The following is a 17,215-nucleotide window of genomic DNA, read 5'->3' as shown; positions in this document are numbered from 1 at the left end:
GGCGCCCGCAGGACGCGTTCGAGGTTACCGGCGGAGATGCGGCAAACGAGAGCGGCATGACGTGGTGCGTGCGCGCGTTCTTTGTGTTATTGGCTGCAGCGTCGATCGCCGGCCTCATCGATACCGCCGCGTGCACGCGACGCGGTCACTCGACCATCATTCCGCCGACGGCCACGCCGCTGACGACGCTCATGGTCAATCCGAAAACCGGAAACGACACCACCGGGAACGGTTCGCAGACGAGCCCGTTCAAGACGCTGACGAAGGCGCTGGCCGTGGTGAAGTCGGAGACGGTCACCGGCCTGACGATCGAACTGCAGCCCGGCGCATACACAACTGCCAGCGGCGAACTGTTTCCGATCGTTATCCCCACGGGTGTCACGATCAACGGCTCGGGCTACGGCATGGGACCTCGTCAAGCCGATGCCGCGTTCATCAGTGGCTTCGGCGAAGATTTGAATTACGAAGCGATCGTCGGACATCCGAGTTCGCGCACGGCATTCGCGACGCTGGAAGTCGGAACGGATGTAACCGAGGTACAGATCAATCGCTTGTACGTCGGCGCGCCGTCGCTGTCGATTCCCGGAAGTGCCAGTTACGCATCGTTAGACGGGTTAGGCCAGCTCGTGGCTTCGCACGTAACCTTTGCAGCGGCAACCAAGTCGACGTCGGCGAAGGCCGGCGGGTTGATGTTGCCGGGCGGTGCGGTGACGTGCACGGCTTGCGCGTTGCTCGGAAGCGGATACGCGGTGTTGGCCTTCTCGGCGCAAGGTCTGCATCCGTCGGTAACACTCAACGGTCAGCCGGCAGAGAGCGTTCTTGGCGCGAACATCGGAATCTACACTGACGGCACTGCGAACATTACTTCGTCGTATCAAACGTACCAATCGAAGCAATACGGATACCGCGATTCGTTCCCGGCGCCGGTGACCTCGCCGCAGCCGTCGCCGATGTTGCCCATGATCGATTTCGGGCACGGGGCGGCCTTTTCTCCCGGCGGTAACGTCTTCATCGCGGCACACGGCATAATCTCTGAAATCTCAGTGGTCACCCCTAACGCCCAAATTGCCGCGCTCGCAAACACTTGGAATCCGCTGACGCAAGGCTCCAACGCGCACGGACAATATCCGCGCATGCGTGTCTTCCGGCAGGGCGCGCACGGACGCAACATTACGATTGCCTCGTATGCAAGCGCGTCGAGGGTCTTCGTCGGCCCGCCTCCCCCGCCGTCGCCGACTCCGAATCCGTCGTTTAGCCCCGGCAGCCCCAGTCCGTACCCGTCTCCGACGTAACGACTGCAGCGTTCCTTAGGCCCGCAGATCGCGCAGCGTTTCCGCGTCGAGCGAGCAGCCGCGTAATTCGGCGCCCCGTTCCCGGCCGATGAGGACGATGGCTGTCTCGCCCGTCTGCGGATCGACGAGGCGCGCTCCGAGATCTTCGGTTGCGATGGCGATGCACGACGCGCGGTTCGCAAGATCGACGTGCACGAGCGCGCCGACGATTCCGTCGGGAAGCGTTCGTCCATCGGCACCGACGACGCGCGAGCGCAGCCACGGTCCGGCATACTTATACCGAACGTCCGTATCGCTGCGAGCTGCGCTGTTGGGTGGTCCATCGTAATATTGCGAGGTTAGCTCGGTCATGCCGTACTCTGCGACGATCGCCGAATCGGAAAGCTCGAACGCAGCCGCCGTTTGCCGGTAGAGTTCGCCGCGATCCAGCGTTCTCGTGCGGCCCTTAAAGCCGCCGGTTTCCATCACGCGCGATCCGTGCGGCAAGGGCAACTGCATTGCAAGCTCCTCGAGCCGGTCGAGAAGCGCTACGAGTGCAAACGCGGTGGTCGCGATACACAAGGGCCGGTCGTGTCGAGCGGCGTCGTGCAAGTCGACGATCAAACGGTCGATGTCGATGCGATCCGGTTGCACGTACCAGCTCGTCTCGCCGTCGCCGAAGGCGGCCGCAACGGCGCGCATCATGTACCCAAGTGACGACTGCGGACGGATCGCCGGATTCGGAACGACGTTGCAATACCGCAGCCGCGCCCCGTCGCCGAGCATGAATCGCTCGAAACCGGCCAGCAGCGCGGCATCGTAGAGGGCGCTCGTTTCAAAATAGTGATTGCCGGGATGCCCGTCGGTCGTGCCACTGGTTTCGAACGTCAGGACGGCGCCCTCGACCGGGAACGAGGCGAGCGCAGCTTCCTTAAATGCCGCAGCCGGGACGGCCGGAATGCGATCCCAAGACTGTGGCGTCGTCGTAGCATTCCATCCGAGCATCGTGCAGTAGCGCGCATACGGCAGATTGTAACGGCGCTGATAGTCGAACAGCCGCAACGCGAGATCGTCGAACGCTTGGTCCGCTAACGTCACTCCGCGCGTTCGCCAGGCGTCGATGACGGCGAGAATGTCTGCGTCGAGCGCCGCCGATTCGCTCGCGTACGTCAATGCGGCGCGCGACGGCGCGACGTGATGACGCCGCTATTGAGTCCGGCCGAAGCGAGTCCGCCGCAAAAGCGCGCGTACTCGACTTTGATGCAACGATCCACCACTACGGTCAACCCGGCAGCGTCGGCGCGTGCGATAGCGTCTTGGTTTATAACCCCGTACTGATACCACATCGCTCGCGCGCCGGCGGCGATGGCCTCTTCGGTGACCGTGAGAGCATCGGCCGGCCGACGGAAAACGTCGACTACGTCTGGTGGACCGTACGCGTCGGCGTACGCAGCCAGCGACGGCAGCGCTGCAATACCATCGATCTCTGCGACGTTGGGATTGATCGGAACCACGCGATACGGCGTTTGCGTTCGAAGATAGGAGAAAACCGTATAGCTCGGGCGCAGCGGATTATCCGAAGCGCCGACCATCGCGATCGATGTCACGCGCTCGAGCAGCGAACGAATATCGGCCGGCGTACTCGCGATCACGCGTCCACCTGCGGGCTGGCTTGCGAACGGGTAAGGACCTCATACCGGTTTCCGTCCACGTCCTCAAAGAAAACGGCGTAATAATTGTCGCCGTATTCGGGATTGAGCGACGGACCGTCGATCTTTTGCGCGCCCGCCTTTTGCGCCGCTTCGGCGGCCGCGTCGACACGAGCACGGTCGTCGACGCCAAAAGCCAGTTGCATCGTTCCGCCGGAGGCTTCGTCGTTTTGGGTAAAACCGATGCGCGGACGGCTGCCGTCCGATGGTTCGTATCCGACGAAGCCGGCCTCATCCGGGACTCGCCGGAATCCGAGCGGGGCGGATAATGCGCCGAACAGCGTTTCCGCGGATCGGAGTTCGCGGACGTGAACGTCGACGTGGTGTATCATGCGATGTCGTGCTCCCTAGACTGCTGCTGCCGCGCGTAGCCCGCGTTCGAGATCCCATATCAGATCGTTCGCGTCTTCCAACCCAACCGACAGCCGCACCGATTCGGGTGGCACCCCTGCCGCTTCGAGCTCGCCATCGCTGAGTTGCGAGTGGGTCGTCGACGCCGGATGAATGACTAAGCTCTTGGCATCACCGACGTTCGCCAAGTGGCTCCACAAACTCAGCGCGTCGATGAGACGGCTTCCGGCTTCGCGTCCGCCCTTCAAACCAAACGTAAACACTGCACCTAAGAGTGGCGGACGTACCCACGCAACCTCTGGGCGGCCCTGCAAAAAGTCCGCGACCGTGCGCGCATTAGCGGTGTGACGGTCCATCCGCAGCGGTAGCGTTTCGAGTCCTTGTAACAAGAGCCACGCGTCCATTGGCGAGAGTTGCGCACCGATATCGCGCAAAACTTCGGCCCGCAAACGCATCAAGAACGCATACTCACCGAACGTCTCGGAGAACACTTTGCGATGGTAGCCCGGGCTCGGTTCCGACAACAGCGGAAAGCGCCCGTTGCCCCATGGGAACGTCCCCGATTCGATCGCAACGCCGCCGATGCTCGTGCCGTGCCCGCCGATGAACTTCGTGGCCGAATGCAGGACGATGTCGGCGCCGCGTTCGATCGGGCGGCAAAAATACGGCGTTGCAAACGTGTTGTCGACGGCAAGCGGCACGCCGGCGTCGTGCGCGATGCGCGTCAACGCTTCGATATCGGCGAGCGAACCAGACGGGTTGGCGACGGTCTCCACAAACAGGAGGCGTGTCTGCGGCCCGATCGCGCCGGCGACGGCCGCGTCGTCATCGGTATCGACGAACGTCGTTTCGATGCCCATGCGCTTGATCGTGACCGAGAGTTGCGTAATGGTTCCGCCGTAGACATTTCGCGAACAGACGATGTGATCGCCGGATTGAGCCAATGCCAACACCGTACACAGTTGCGCCGCCAGGCCGCTGGAGAACGCGACCGCGCCGAGCCCCGATTCGAGGCTTGCCATTCGTTCCTCGAAGGCGGCAACGGTCGGGTTGCTGATCCGGCTGTAGATGTGCCCATAGCTGCGTAGTGCGAAGAGTTCGGCAGCTTGCTCGGCCGAGTCGAACACATACGCGGCCGTTTGATAAATCGGGGCTGCCCGCGACCCGGTCGCCGGGTCCGGCGGCGTCCCGGCGTGGATCGCGCGCGTGGCGAATCCGAAGTCCCGGTCCTGCATGACTCCGCGGCTTCGCTGGATAACCGATTCAATCATGGGAATGACGCTCACCGAAAAAATTCTGGCTCGACATGCCGGCTTGGAACGCGTTAGCGCCGGCAGCATCATTAACGCAAACGTCGACTTGGTGTTGGCCAACGAACTGTCGGCCGCGGTCGCGATCGCGGTCATGCGCGGAATCAAAGGCGCGAGCCGCGTGTTCGACCGGAAAAAAATCGCGCTGGTCGAGGACCACTTCGTTCCGGCCAAGGACGCGCAGTCCGCAAAACTTGCTCGTCTCATGAAAGAATTCGCGAAGGAGCAAGAGATCGAGCACTTCTTCGACGTGGGCCGCGGCGGAATCGAACACGTCGTGCTGCCTGAGGAAGGCCTCGTCGCACCCGGCGAGCTGATCGTCGGCGGCGATTCGCATACGTGCACGTATGGTGCCTTCGGCGCGTTTGCCACAGGAATGGGCTCGACCGATATCGCCGCAGCCTTCGTACTCGGCGAGGTATGGTTGAAAGTTCCTTCGACGATCAAGATCGTGTACGACGGCGAGCTCGGTCCCATGGTCTATGCAAAAGACGTCATGCTCCGTACGGTCGGCGAACTCGGCATCGACGGCGCAACCTATCGCGCGATCGAGTATCACGGCACCACGGTAGATCGCTTGTCGATCACGGGTCGCATTACGATGGCCAACATGGCGATCGAGGCCGGCGCCAAGAACGGCATTTTCCACGCGGATGCCAAGACGCTCGCATACGTTACCGAGCGAACGGATCGCCCGTTCGTCGTCGAACGTTCTGACGACGACGCCGTGTACGAGCGGATCGTCAACATCGATGTGGGCCAACTGGAACCGCAAGTCGCCTGTCCGCATACGCCCGATAACGTGCATCCCATTTCCGAAGTCGCGGCCGATAACATCGACGTCGATCAAGTGTTTATCGGATCGTGTACGAACGGTTATATCGAAGACTTACGTGTCGTGGCGAAGATTCTCGACGGAAAGAAAATCGCGTCGAACCTGCGCGTGATCGTCAACCCTGGCAGTCAAAAAGTTTGGATGCAAGCCGCTCAGGAAGGCATTCTCACCATCTTAGCGGCGGCCGGATGTGCGGTGAACACGCCCGGATGCGGCGCCTGTTTCGGCGGCCACATGGGGACGCTCGGAGATGGCGAGCGTGCGGTCTCCACCACCAATCGCAACTATGTCGGCCGGATGGGCTCGCCGAAAGCCGAGGTCTACCTCGCGTCTCCCGCGACCTGTGCCGCGTCGGCCTTAGCCGGAAAAATCGCCGACCCGCGCGCGCTCGAACTCGCCGCCGTTTAACTACAGCGAAGAAAGGTTTCGGTCATGGACAGCAAGCTGCGCGGACACGCACACAAATACGGAAAGAACGTCGACACCGACGTGATCATCCCCGGCAAGTATTGCAACATCGTCGACCCGGCAGAGTTGGGCAAGCACGCACTCGAGGGCCTCGACCCGGAGTACACCGCGCGCATGCAATCAGGGGACATCATCGTCGCCGATCGTAATTTCGGTTGTGGATCGAGCCGCGAGGTCGCGCCCATCGCGATCAAGGGTTCGGGTACGTCGGCGGTGATCGCAAAGAGCTTCGCGCGTATTTTCTATCGCAATGCGCTCAACATCGGTCTGCCGATCTTCGAATCAGACGAAGCCGTCGACGGCATCGAGAGCGGCGACGTGATCGAGGTCGAGCCGGCGACCGGCATCGTCCGCAACATTACCAAGAACACGGAATACCAAGCCGCCGAGTTCCCGCCGTTTATGCGATCGCTGATCGACGCCGGTGGATTGGTTCCATACGTGGAGCGCCGGCTGGCTGAAGCCGCCAAGTAGGCGCCCCCACCAAACCCCTGAGGTTACGGCGGCCCGCCGCCTCCGCTGTTGTTCCCGCCCATTCCGCCGGGAGCCGCGTTCAGGTTGTCGATGAACTTCGATTTGGGACGATAGGCGGCCGTGAACGTCACCTGTTCTTTGGGCGTCGTGAACTCTCCGATCATATCGGTCGTTCCATCGAGGCGTCCCTCGAGGCTGATCGAGGTTCCGTCCGGGAGCGTTACCACGAGATGGACGGCTTGTGCGTCGAGCGACCCGGCGATGGGGTATTTCTTTCCATTGCTGTTGACGTAGGTGCCGCTAATCGTCGAACCGTCTTGCTTGAGGACGAGGTGCGTGTACTCGGTGTTACTACCGCGTTGAATTTGGACTTCCCATACGCCCTCAATGCCCTTGCGCGCGTTCGGGGGCGGAGTAGGCGCGGTCGATGCTCCAGGCGCCGGCTGTCCCGGCACGGCAAATCCCGAGGGAACCGGGACGGGAGTCGCGACCGATCCCGGGTTTACGCCGGGTGCGGGCGCCTGCTCCGGAGTTGAGGACGGCGCCGCAAGCGGCGGCGGCGTCGGAGGCGGGGTAGCGCCGATCGCGGGATGCGGGGCGCCGGCCGAGGCGGCGAAGACGACGGCCAGCGCGGCGCCGGCAATCGCGGTCAAAAACGAGTTCGGTTTCACCCTCCTCCGTTTAGAACCGGGCGCGAGGGGACCCTCTTGTGGTGGCTGCTATAATGCAGAGGCTGTGAAAGACAAGATTCATCCCAAGTGGTACCCCGAGGCCCGCGTTCACTGCGCATGCGGCAGCACGTTCACGACCGGCTCGACGATGGCCGAGATCGGCGTGGAAATTTGCGCTGCCTGCCATCCCCTGTTCACCGGTCAGCAGAAACTCATCGACACCGCCGGTCGCGTCGATAAGTTCAATCAGCGCGCCGCAGCGGCCAAGCGCAAGCAAGAAGAGGCGGCTTCGCGCCGCGCGACTCGCGAGGCGCAACAGGCCGCTCGTACGTAGGGCCGCACGGGCCTTACGGTCGACCGCGTGAGTTCGCCATCCGAGCTCCGGCTCGAAACGATGTCGCGTCGCTTCGATGAAATCGAAGCCGAGCTGGCACATCCGAGCGGAGCATTCGATCAACAACGCTACACCGCGCTCCTCAAAGAGCGTTCGCAACTCGAACCGCCGGTCGCCGTGTACCGCCGCCTGCGCAAGGTGCAGGCCGACGCGGTGACCAGCGAGGGCCTCGTCGCCGAAACCGATGGGGAGATGCGCGACCTGGCCGAGGACGACGTTCGTACGCTGCGGGAACGCGAGCGCGAACTTTCCGCCGAACTCGCTCAGCTGCTCGTCCCGAGCGATCCGAACGACGACAACGATATTTTCGTTGAAATTCGCGCCGGCGCCGGTGGTGACGAAGCCGCAATTTTCGCCGGAGACCTGGCGCGCATGTACATGCGCTACGCCGAACAACTGGGCATGCGGCCGGAACTGACGTCCGAGAACGCGAGCGACGCCGGCGGTTTCAGGGAGATCGTCTTCGGAGTCAAAGGCCAGGGCGCGTATCGTTCGTTCAAGCACGAGTCGGGCGTCCATCGCGTGCAACGCGTCCCGGAAACCGAAGCGCAGGGCCGCATTCACACCAGCACGGCGACGGTCGCAGTATTGCCCCAGGTCGAAGATAGCGTTGAAGTTGAGATTCGATCGACCGACCTTGAAATCGACACCTACAAATCGTCCGGTGCCGGCGGCCAATACGTCAATAAGACCGAGTCGGCCATTCGCATTACGCACGTACCGTCCGGAATCATCGTCGCGTCGCAGCAAGAGCGATCGCAAATACAAAACCGTGAAAAGGCCATGCGCATGCTGCGGTCGATGTTGTTCGATCGCAAGCGCCGCGAACAAGAAGAAGCGATGGGCTCGATGCGCCGCTCGCAAGTCGGTACGGGCGACCGTTCGGAGAAGATTCGCACCTACAATTTTCCGCAAGATCGGGTGACCGATCACCGCATCAATCGCAGCTTCGGCAACATTCGTGGGATCGTCGACGGGCAACTCGAGCAGATCGTCGAGGAGTTGCTGGCCGACGAGCGCGCTCGCGCGCTGGCCGGCGAAAATGCTTGACTGCAGGCGGCTGCTTGGTCGCGGGATAAGCTTGCGGTAAAAGGAGACTTGAGTATGCGCGCGATGTTACGGGCCGTTTTTCCCGTGGAACAGTCAAATGCGGCGGTCAAGGATGGTTCGCTCGGCAAAACGTTTGAGGCTACGATCGCCCGCTTGAAACCGGAGGCGACGTACTTCTCCGCACACGATGGGAAGCGATCTGCAACGTTTATCTTCGATTTGAACGACCCGTCGGATATACCGTCGATCGTCGAACCGTTATTTCTCGAATTGAACGCTAGCGTCGAGCTCGTGCCCGTGATGAACCTGGAAGAGTTGCGAACCGGATTAGAAAAAGCATCCAAGAACCGGTAAGCTCCGTCGGCCGGCTGCTCGTCGAGAGCGCCGGGCGCCTCGGAGCGCTCGGCGATTCCGGCCATGCGGATGCCCAAATCCTATTGGCCTACGTGCTCGGTCGGAGTCGAGCGTGGCTGATCGCACACGGCGAGGCACTCGTCTTGGCGCCCCAGGCGCAGCGGTTTGGCGACCTGTGCGCTCGGCGTGCGGCGGGCGTTCCGATTGCGTATCTGCTTGGAAGCGCGTATTTCTACGGCCGGGAGTTTGCGGTCAACGAAACCGTGCTCGTTCCCCGACCCGAAACCGAGACGCTGGTCGATTATGCTCTCCAGTTCGCAAAGTGCCAGGGCTCGCAGCCGTTGCGCATTCTGGATGTCGGCACCGGGTCGGGAGCCCTGGCGTGTACGCTCGCGGCCGAACTGCCGTCCGCCACGATCGACGCGACCGATTGCTCGGCCGGAGCGCTCGCCGTTGCGCGAGCCAACGCGCGCACCATCGGCGTAGACTCCCGTTGCCATTTTTATCTCGGCGATTTGGCTGGTCCGGTTGCCGATCTGCAATACGACGCCATCATCGCGAACCTGCCGTACGTCGCAACCGCCGATATCCCGGCCGCGCCCGACCCGCTCGCGTTCGAACCGCGGATAGCCTTGGATGGCGGCCCGGACGGGTTGCGCGCGTATGCCCGGCTGCTGCCACAACTACCGCGTCTGCTCGTGGCGGGCGGCCTGGCGCTGTGCGAAGCGGCTCCGCACCAGATTGGGGCGTTACGCGCGCTCTGCGAGGCGGCTTTTTCGAAGGCGAGCGTCGCGGTCGGGTGCGATCTGGGCCGCCTCGAACGGTTCGTCATAATTGTGCTGCCCGAAGCGTAAGACTCTACGGGATTCCACAGCCGCGAGCGGGAAATCCGTCAACCCGAGATGGCGAAGTATATTTTCTTCACCGGCGGCGTCGTTAGTTCTCTGGGCAAGGGGATCACGGCCGCATCGCTCGGACGATTGCTCAAAGCGCGCGGCCTCAGCGTTTCGATCCAGAAACTGGATCCGTATATTAACGTCGACGCCGGCACGATGAACCCGTACCAGCATGGCGAGGTCTTCGTTACCGAAGACGGTGCCGAAACCGATCTCGACCTCGGGCATTACGAGCGGTTCATCGACGAGAATCTTCACCGCGTCAATAACGTCACGACCGGTCAAGTCTACAACGCGGTCATAGAAAAAGAGCGTCGCGGAGATTATCTCGGCGCGACGGTGCAAGTCATTCCGCACATCACGAACGAGATTAAAGCGCACGTGCGTCGCCTCGCCGAGGCCGGCGGCGCCGACGTTTGTATCGTCGAAGTAGGCGGCACCGTCGGCGACATCGAGTCGCTGCCGTTCTTAGAAGCCATTCGCCAGATGCGTTACGACGTCGGCGAAGAGAACGTCATGTACGTGCACCTCACGCTGGTTCCGCATCTTGGCGCCGCCGACGAGCTGAAAACGAAACCGACGCAGCACTCCGTGCGGGAACTGCGCGGTATCGGTATCTCGCCCGACGCGATCGTCTGCCGCACCCAATCCTCGGCGCCCATGCCCTCCGAATTAAAAGAAAAGATCGCGCTGTTTTGTGACGTTCCGCCGAGCGCGGTGGTGCAGAACGGCGATGCCGCATCGATCTATCAAGTTCCGCTCAACCTCGAAGCCGAAGGATTGGCTCAGGCGGCCGTCCGCAAACTCGGTCTGACTACCGTCGCGCCACAGCTGGATGAATGGAGCGCCATCGCCCGCCGCATCTTGCACCCGCGCCGCCACGTACGCGTCGCGTTGGTCGGCAAATACGTCGAACTGAAGGATGCGTACATCTCGATCGTCGAGGCGCTCAATCACGCCGGCGTTTTCCACGACGCGCACGTCGAAATCGATCGCATCGACTCCGAGTCGATCGAGCGCGACGGGCTCGCCGTCTTGGCTCGTGCCGACGGAATTCTCGTCGCACCCGGTTTTGGAGCTCGGGGCGTTCATGGGAAACTCGCGGCCATCCGCCATGCGCGCGAGAACGGCGTGCCGTTTCTTGGAATCTGCTACGGTATGCAACTCGCGTGCGTCGAGTTCGCTCGCAACGTGTGCGGCTTGACCGAGGCAATGACCAGCGAAGTCGACGAAACGACGTCCGAACCGGTGATCGACTTCATGCCTGATCAGCGCAACCTCGAAACCTACGGTGGAACGATGCGCCTCGGCACCTATGCTTGTACGCTCGAGCCGGGAAGCCATGCGGCCGGCGCGTACGCTCGCCTAGACATTAGCGAGCGCCATCGTCACCGGTACGAATTCAACAACCGGTATCGTCCCGTTTTCGAAGAGCACGGCATGCGGTTTACGGGACATCATACGATCGGGAAAACCCGGCTGGTCGAGCTCGTCGAACTTCCAATGGAATTACATCCGTGGTTCGTGGGTACGCAGGCACATCCGGAATTCATGTCGCGTCCCAACCGGCCGTCGCCGCTGTATCGAGATTTTATCGGCGCGGCGTTGCAGCGCAACGCACCCGCCAACGCACCGTCGTCCGAGCGAACCGCAGTTCCGGCATTTCCCGCAACGGGAGGCTAATGAACCCTGCGGACGTTACCGCGGTCATCCTCACGCGGGACGAGGAACGCAATCTGCCGCGAGCCTTAACGAGCCTGCCGCGCGGCATGCACGTCTTCGTGCTCGACGCGTGCTCGCGCGATCATACGGTGCAGTTCGCCAAGGGCGCCGGAGCGGACGTCGTGCAGCGCGAGTGGACCAATTTCGTCGACGCGCGCGAGTTCGCGCTCTCCAACGTTCGCACGCCTTGGGCTTTGATGCTCGATGCCGACGAAGCATTGGACGATCGCTTGCGTGCATCGTTGCTGGCTGCCGGCGACGAGCACGACGCGTACCGGGTGTTGCGTACGACCTACTTTTGCGGAAAGGCGATGCGGGTCTGGCGCGACGAGCCGTTAGTTCGCCTTTTTCGAGTCGGCTCGGCGCGTTTAGCGACGCATCCGGCCGCCGGTGGAACCGCAAATTTACACGAACGATGGTCGTCGGACGCGCGCGTCGGCGAGCTCGGCGGCACCCTACTCCATTTTTCCTATCCGGATTACGCGACGTATCGTCGCAAGTTCGACTCGTACACCTCTGTCGAGTCCGAAGGCGTACCGCGCTCGTTTTCGGCTTGGGCGCTGGCGCTCGCCCAAGTTCCGTTGCGATTTTTTCGTTTGGCCGTTCTGCGCGGCGGTGCGTTAGACGGACCGCGCGGCTTGTACATCGCGTACCGATCGGCGGTGTATCGCGCCGCAGTTACATGGAAGGCGCTGGCGCGCTGAGCGGCGCACGGCCTGCGATCGGCCTCGACGCCCGTCTGACGCGCCAACTTTCGGTCGGGATGAAATCCTACGTACGCGAGCTGACGCGGCGCCTACCGGCGGTAGCATCGCAATACGACTACGTCTCGTTCGAGCGCGGCGGCAATTTCGGTTGGGACGAGCAAATCGGTTTACCGCTGGCGATCGCGCGGTCGCACGTTTCGCTCGTACACTATCTATCACTCTACGTTCCCGTGCTGTCGCCTGCGCCGTCGATCGTGACGATCCATGACCTGATCCATTTGCATTTTCCGGAATACTTCAAGTCCAAAGTGCGCCCGTATTACCAAACCGTCGTCCGGTGGGCGTGTGCGCGCGCCAAACGCGTGATCACCGACGACGAAAAAACGGTCGACGACTTGGAGCGCTTCTTGCACGTCGACCGCGCGAAGGTGCGCGTGATTCCGCTGGGCGTCGACGAACGCTTTCTGGCCGCTCCTTCGCCGCACGTCGCCGCGACGCCGTATCTGCTGTACGCCGGCAATCACCGCCCTCACAAGAATTTACACACGTTGTTCGAGGCGTGGTCGTCGCTGCCGGACGGCGTGGCAGTGGATCTCTACGTAACTGGAGACGACGACTTCGGCGGCGAGCTCCAGCGCCGCAGCACGCCCGAGCGCAAAATCGTCGCATTAGGCGACGTCTCCCAAGACGAATTGGCATCCTATTATGCGGGGGCCACCGCGCTGGTCCAACCCTCGTTTCGTGAGGGCTTCGGGTTGCCTGCTCTCGAAGCGATGGCGAGTGGATGTGCCGTCGTTGCTACCGAAGGCGCTCTTCCTCGTGTGCTCGCGCCTGCGGCTCTCGTTTTTGAGAGCGCCGAGGAATTGCGCGCGATGCTAGAACGCATCGTCGCCGAACCCGGCTTGCGCGCACAACATGCGCGAGCCGGACGTATTGCGGCCGCGACGCTGACGTGGGACCGGTGCGCGCTGGCGACCGCATCCGTGTATGCAGAAGTGATGGAGGAAGCGTGCTAGCCGTTATCGTTCTGGCCGCCGCCACATCGACCGCGCCGGCAGTTCGCGCGCCCGCGCCGAGCCGGCACCCGATCTCGATCGTCATCAACGGCAACGCGTTGCCGATCGATCCCGCGCCGCGCTTCGATAAGAACGTTCTCTTCTGTCCGGTACGCCGAACGCTGATCGCACTCGGCCTGCCGTTTAACCGCTACGGCAGCCGGCTCGTAACCCAGGTCGGCTCGAAGACCGCCACGCTGGTTGTCGGTAGCCGTACTGCAACAATCGATTCGGTTCAGGTGCAACTGGATCAACCGGTTCAAGAAGACAACGGCGTCATTTATGCGCCGCTGCGCTTTTTTACCGATGTGCTCGGCGCGCAAGCCACGTTCGACCGCCGTTCGAATGTCGTGACGATCGTGGCGCAACTCGTCGGACGATCGGACACCGGTCTATCCTCGACCGGCTCGGGTTACACGCGTGTCGGAACGGTGGCTGCCGTCGATCTCTTGTCAAATCCGCCGACCTTGACGTTCGGGTATTTCAGCGGGCCGAAAACGGTTTCGATCGCTCCTAACGCGATCATCGAGATCGAAGATGTCGACGCCAACGTTACGACGCCGGGCGAACTCGGCGACGTGCGTCCCGGAGACTTCGCTCGCGTGGAGATGCGCAAAGACGGTCGTGTCGAGCGCATCGTGGATGCGTTTGGCTCGCACGACGGAAGGATCGTGGCCGTCGGCGGGAACGAGTTTGTTTTGGACAGCGGACAGGTCATCTCGCCCGGGCGTACTGTCGAAGTGTCGCTCAACGGCGCCGCGGCCGGCTTTGCAGATCTGCGGGCGGGCGACATGGTTGCCGTGCGATACAACGTCGAGACGAACGAAGTCCGCGAAATTTTGGCCAGCCGCCAGATTCAAGGAACGCCGGTGCAAAACGGCCTGTCGGTGTCGACCGACGCGACGCGTCCGCTGCGCGCGGACGAAACGTTACACGTTGTGATGCGCGGTCCGGCGGGTGGTTCGGCGACGTTCGACATCGGGTCGTACGTCTCGAATCTTGCAATGCGCGAAAGCTCGTCCGGCGTCTACGACGGCAGCTACGCAATACCACGCGGCGCGAACTTCGATTCCGTTCCGGTGATCGGCCGGTTACGCGTTGCCTCCGGGTCGTTGCAAGCCCAAGCCCCCTCGCTGTTTTCGGCCTCGAGCGTGCCGCCGGGCGTTTCGGATTTCGGGCCGGACAACAATGTAACGGTCAACGACAACCGCCCGTCGATCTACGCGACGTTTAGCACGGATGCGGTACCCGTGAGCCCGTCGAGCGTGCAAATTGTGGTGAACGGACACGACGTGACGTCGGACGCCGTTCGCACGTCGCAGTTCGTGCACTATCTGCCGGCCTATGGGTATCCCGACGGCCCGGTCCGCGTGACGGTGCGCGTCGCCGATGGAGCCGGCAACGCGTACACGAAGTCGTGGACGTTCTTCATTCGAACCCGCTGACCGAAGGCAACGATGAGCGACGACTGTATTTTTTGCCGCATCGCCTCCGGGGCGATTCCCTCCACGATCGTTTATCGCGGCAACGGCGTGCTGGCAATTGAAGACCTGACCCCGCAAGCCCCGACGCACGTGTTGGTCATTCCTGAGGCCCACCATGACACCGTCGCGGATCTGGCTACTAGCGGCGACGCGGCCCTATTGTCGGAGTTGTTCGCGACCGCCGCTCGGATCGGACGCGAGCGCGGGGGCGAAGACGGGTTTCGTTTGGTCGTGAACAGTGGCCCGATGGCCGGGCAGAGTGTAGGGCACGTCCACGTGCATGTGTTGGCCGGGCGTCCGCTGGCATGGCCGCCCGGGTAGGAGCCTGCGGCGATTTGACGCCCGGAGCGGGCCTGTGCTACCGTTGGTGTTCGAGCCCACACGGGCTCTAATTTTGCGTGTGCCGTGCACGGCCGCGTCGCGAGGGGGTGTCGAATAATATGGAAGTACGCGTAGCTCCAGGTGAATCGATCGAGAGCGCGCTGCGCCGTTTCAAAAAAGCCACCCAGAAGGCCGGTATCCTGGCCGAAGCGCGCAAGCACGAACATTACGAAAAGCCGAGCGTTCGCCGAAAGAAGAAGTCGGCCGCCGCGCGCAAGCGTCGGACCTAGACGCGATGGCAACCCTCAAAGACCGCATCGCCGCCGACCTTAAGGCGGCGATGAAAGCCCGCGACCAGCTTCGTTTGGACACCCTCCGCTCGGCGTTGTCGGGATTCACGTACAAGCGCTCCGAAGCCGGTCAGGACCTAAGCGACCAAGAGGAGCTCGACGTCGTCGGCCGCCTCGTGAAGCAGCGTGCCGATTCGGCCGCCGAATTCGATAAGGCCGGCCGTACCGATCTGTCCGATAAAGAACGTGCCGAGCGAGCGATTCTCGTGGAATATCTCCCGGCGCAGAAATCGTCGGAAGAGATTCGCGACGCCGTACGAGCCGCGATCGCGGGAATTTCCGAGGGCTCGCGCAACGTCGGCGCCGTTATGAAAGTGGTCTTACCGCAGATGCGCGGATTGGCCGACGGCAACGCCGTACGACAGATCGTCGGCGAAGAACTCGACCCGAAATAGCCCAGCTCGCCTCCTGCGTCAAAGAAGGAGGGCCGCGACGTAACCTTTGTCGCCGCCCCTCGGTATCCACCAGCATGAAGGTCGTCCCGTTCGTTCGCCGCTTTGGAGTCGCGGCTCTATTGCTTTGGGGCGTTGGCGCGGTCGCGTCGGCCGCCGCAACGTCCTCGTCGGGTCGTGACGTTATCGTCGTCCCGATTTCCGGCCCGGTCGACTCCGGCACGACGAACTTGCTTCGTCGCTCGGTCGATCTCGCCGATTCACGCTCCGCCGCTGCCATCGTTCTCGACGTCGGTAACGCCAGCGGTTCTTTTGCTTCGGCGGCAGCGATTCGCGCGGCGATCGCCAAGGCGCGCGTCCCGGTTATTGCATTCGTGCATGGCCGGGCCGACACCATAGCCGCGCTGATTGCGCTAAATGCCGACCGCATCGTCGTGACGCCGCAAGCCTCGATCGGTTCGGCCGAACCGGTACCCGCGATCGGATCCCAAGTCGCCGAGATACGCGCGGCGTTCGAATCGGCCGCCCAACGAACGCACAAACCCGCGCAACTGGCTGCTGCGATGGTCGATCCGTCGGTCGACGTGCCACAGTATAAAAATTCGGGTACGGTGCTGGCACTCGACGGCGATGACGCCGTGCGCGCGAATATCGCGCAGGCGATGGCTCCGACGCTCCAATCCGCGTTGGCGTTGTCCGAGCTCAACGCCAACCCGCAACTCGTGCAGGGATACAGTTGGAGCGAGGCTGCCGTCCGATTCTTGAGCAGTCCAGTCGCCGGTGCGATCCTGCTCGCGTTGGGACTCGTCGGCTTACTGATCGAGATGCAAACGCTCCATGGTGTGGCGGGCGCCGTCGGCGTCGTCGCGCTGGTGCTGTTTTTTGGCGGCCACGCCATATCCGGAGGTGCCGGCCCGCTGGTGATCGGTTTGGCGGTGGCCGGAGTGGCGGCGATTCTATGGGAATTGCACGTCGTACCGGGTCACGCAGTGCCCGGCGTCGTCGGCGTCTTGTGCTTGTTACTCGGTTCGCTGCTGGCCTTCGGGCTGCCGTTCTTTTTCGTCGCGGTCGAAACGCTTGCGACGGCGATCGTGATCGCCGTCATCGTGTATTCGATGTTGTTGAAGCGCTTGCCCGAAAATGCGTGGGCGCATCGGCTGGCACTTGGCGCGACGCAAGGTCCGGAGTATGTTACCGCGGCCGACCTCAGTGCGTTGGCCGGAAGAACCGGTACCGCCGTATCGTTCTTGCGTCCGGCCGGAATCGCCACGATCGACGCGAAGCGCGTCGACGTGCTGACCGCCGGTGAATTCATCGCACAGGGCACGCCGATTCGCGTCGTTCGCGTCGAAGGTGCCCGCGTATTCGTCGAAGCCGTTACTCTTCCGAGCTACCAATAGG

Annotated in this window: 20 protein-coding genes; 15 read left to right on the top strand and 5 right to left on the bottom strand. The window is 62.5% G+C overall.

Going from position 1 to position 17,215, the window contains the following annotated elements:
• The first annotated feature begins 56 nt into the window (after positions 1-56).
• A complete protein-coding gene (locus VGF98_03285; GenBank protein HEY1680645.1) occupies positions 57-1,292 on the top strand; it encodes a DUF1565 domain-containing protein in 1,236 nt (411 codons plus the stop codon).
• 15 nt (positions 1,293-1,307) lie between these two features.
• On the opposite strand, the gene VGF98_03280 is transcribed toward VGF98_03285, so the two are convergent.
• The 4 genes from VGF98_03280 to VGF98_03265 are packed head-to-tail and all read right to left on the bottom strand — an operon-like array spanning position 1,308 to position 4,566.
• Positions 1,308-2,444 (bottom strand): hypothetical protein, encoded by a 1,137-nt coding sequence (locus VGF98_03280; protein ID HEY1680644.1) that lies wholly within the window; start codon positions 2,442-2,444, stop codon positions 1,308-1,310.
• A complete protein-coding gene (locus VGF98_03275; GenBank protein ID HEY1680643.1) occupies positions 2,441-2,923 on the bottom strand; it encodes a CoA-binding protein in 483 nt (160 codons plus the stop codon). The genes VGF98_03280 and VGF98_03275 overlap by 4 nt, the downstream gene beginning before the upstream one ends.
• Complete coding sequence (locus VGF98_03270; GenBank protein ID HEY1680642.1) at positions 2,920-3,312, bottom strand: VOC family protein; 393 nt, start codon at positions 3,310-3,312, stop codon at positions 2,920-2,922. Before VGF98_03270 ends, VGF98_03275 begins: the two co-directional genes overlap by 4 nt.
• Before the next feature lie 15 nt (positions 3,313-3,327).
• A complete protein-coding gene (locus tag VGF98_03265; protein HEY1680641.1) occupies positions 3,328-4,566 on the bottom strand; it encodes an O-acetylhomoserine aminocarboxypropyltransferase/cysteine synthase family protein in 1,239 nt (412 codons plus the stop codon).
• Between VGF98_03265 and VGF98_03260 the strand changes: the two genes are divergently transcribed.
• A complete protein-coding gene (locus VGF98_03260) occupies positions 4,565-5,884 on the top strand; it encodes a 3-isopropylmalate dehydratase large subunit (GenBank protein ID HEY1680640.1) in 1,320 nt (439 codons plus the stop codon). The genes VGF98_03265 and VGF98_03260 overlap by 2 nt on opposite strands.
• Positions 5,885-5,908: 24 nt before the next feature.
• A complete protein-coding gene (locus VGF98_03255) occupies positions 5,909-6,418 on the top strand; it encodes a 3-isopropylmalate dehydratase small subunit (GenBank protein ID HEY1680639.1) in 510 nt (169 codons plus the stop codon).
• Positions 6,419-6,441: 23 nt separating this feature from the next.
• Here VGF98_03255 and VGF98_03250 read toward each other — a convergent pair whose 3' ends face one another.
• Entirely contained in the window at positions 6,442-7,089 is a 648-nt protein-coding gene (locus VGF98_03250; protein ID HEY1680638.1) for a hypothetical protein, read from the bottom strand.
• A 64-nt stretch (positions 7,090-7,153) separates the two neighbouring features.
• On the opposite strand from VGF98_03250, the gene rpmE reads away from it, so the two are divergent.
• The 12 genes from rpmE to VGF98_03190 all read left to right on the top strand — a co-directional run bounded on the left by rpmE (position 7,154) and on the right by VGF98_03190 (position 17,214).
• The gene (gene rpmE / locus VGF98_03245) at positions 7,154-7,423 is read left to right on the top strand and encodes a 50S ribosomal protein L31 (protein ID HEY1680637.1); all 270 of its coding nucleotides are present in this window, start codon (positions 7,154-7,156) and stop codon (positions 7,421-7,423) included.
• Between the two features lie 60 nt (positions 7,424-7,483).
• Positions 7,484-8,533, top strand: coding sequence for a peptide chain release factor 1 (prfA, locus tag VGF98_03240; protein ID HEY1680636.1), 1,050 nt, complete (start codon positions 7,484-7,486; stop codon positions 8,531-8,533).
• 54 nt (positions 8,534-8,587) lie between these two features.
• Entirely contained in the window at positions 8,588-8,887 is a 300-nt protein-coding gene (locus VGF98_03235) for a hypothetical protein (GenBank protein HEY1680635.1), read from the top strand.
• Positions 8,860-9,741, top strand: a complete 882-nt coding sequence (gene prmC, locus VGF98_03230) for a peptide chain release factor N(5)-glutamine methyltransferase (protein HEY1680634.1) — start codon at positions 8,860-8,862, stop codon at positions 9,739-9,741. Before VGF98_03235 ends, prmC begins: the two co-directional genes overlap by 28 nt.
• A gap of 48 nt (positions 9,742-9,789) precedes the next feature.
• Positions 9,790-11,466 carry a CTP synthase gene (locus VGF98_03225; protein HEY1680633.1) on the top strand — a complete coding sequence of 559 codons (1,677 nt, stop codon included), beginning with the start codon at positions 9,790-9,792 and terminating at the stop codon, positions 11,464-11,466.
• Positions 11,466-12,209: a glycosyltransferase family 2 protein gene (locus VGF98_03220; GenBank protein ID HEY1680632.1), complete on the top strand. Its 744-nt coding sequence runs from the start codon at positions 11,466-11,468 to the stop codon at positions 12,207-12,209. Before VGF98_03225 ends, VGF98_03220 begins: the two co-directional genes overlap by 1 nt.
• A complete protein-coding gene (locus VGF98_03215) occupies positions 12,188-13,228 on the top strand; it encodes a glycosyltransferase family 1 protein (GenBank protein HEY1680631.1) in 1,041 nt (346 codons plus the stop codon). The genes VGF98_03220 and VGF98_03215 overlap by 22 nt, the downstream gene beginning before the upstream one ends.
• A complete protein-coding gene (locus tag VGF98_03210; protein HEY1680630.1) occupies positions 13,222-14,712 on the top strand; it encodes a copper amine oxidase N-terminal domain-containing protein in 1,491 nt (496 codons plus the stop codon). The genes VGF98_03215 and VGF98_03210 overlap by 7 nt, the downstream gene beginning before the upstream one ends.
• Before the next feature lie 12 nt (positions 14,713-14,724).
• On the top strand, positions 14,725-15,072 hold the full coding sequence (locus VGF98_03205; GenBank protein ID HEY1680629.1) for a histidine triad nucleotide-binding protein: 348 nt from the start codon (positions 14,725-14,727) through the stop codon (positions 15,070-15,072).
• Between the two features lie 119 nt (positions 15,073-15,191).
• A complete protein-coding gene (gene rpsU / locus VGF98_03200; GenBank protein HEY1680628.1) occupies positions 15,192-15,362 on the top strand; it encodes a 30S ribosomal protein S21 in 171 nt (56 codons plus the stop codon).
• A gap of 5 nt (positions 15,363-15,367) precedes the next feature.
• Positions 15,368-15,817, top strand: a complete 450-nt coding sequence (locus VGF98_03195) for a GatB/YqeY domain-containing protein (protein ID HEY1680627.1) — start codon at positions 15,368-15,370, stop codon at positions 15,815-15,817.
• A 74-nt stretch (positions 15,818-15,891) separates the two neighbouring features.
• Entirely contained in the window at positions 15,892-17,214 is a 1,323-nt protein-coding gene (locus tag VGF98_03190) for an NfeD family protein (protein HEY1680626.1), read from the top strand.
• Position 17,215: the final 1 nt, after the last annotated feature.

Source organism: Candidatus Tumulicola sp. (assembly GCA_036490475.1).
Lineage (GTDB): Bacteria > Vulcanimicrobiota > Vulcanimicrobiia > Vulcanimicrobiales > Vulcanimicrobiaceae > Tumulicola.
The sequence above is the reverse complement of the archived record's forward strand: the minus strand, read 5'-3'. Positions and strand labels throughout refer to the sequence as shown.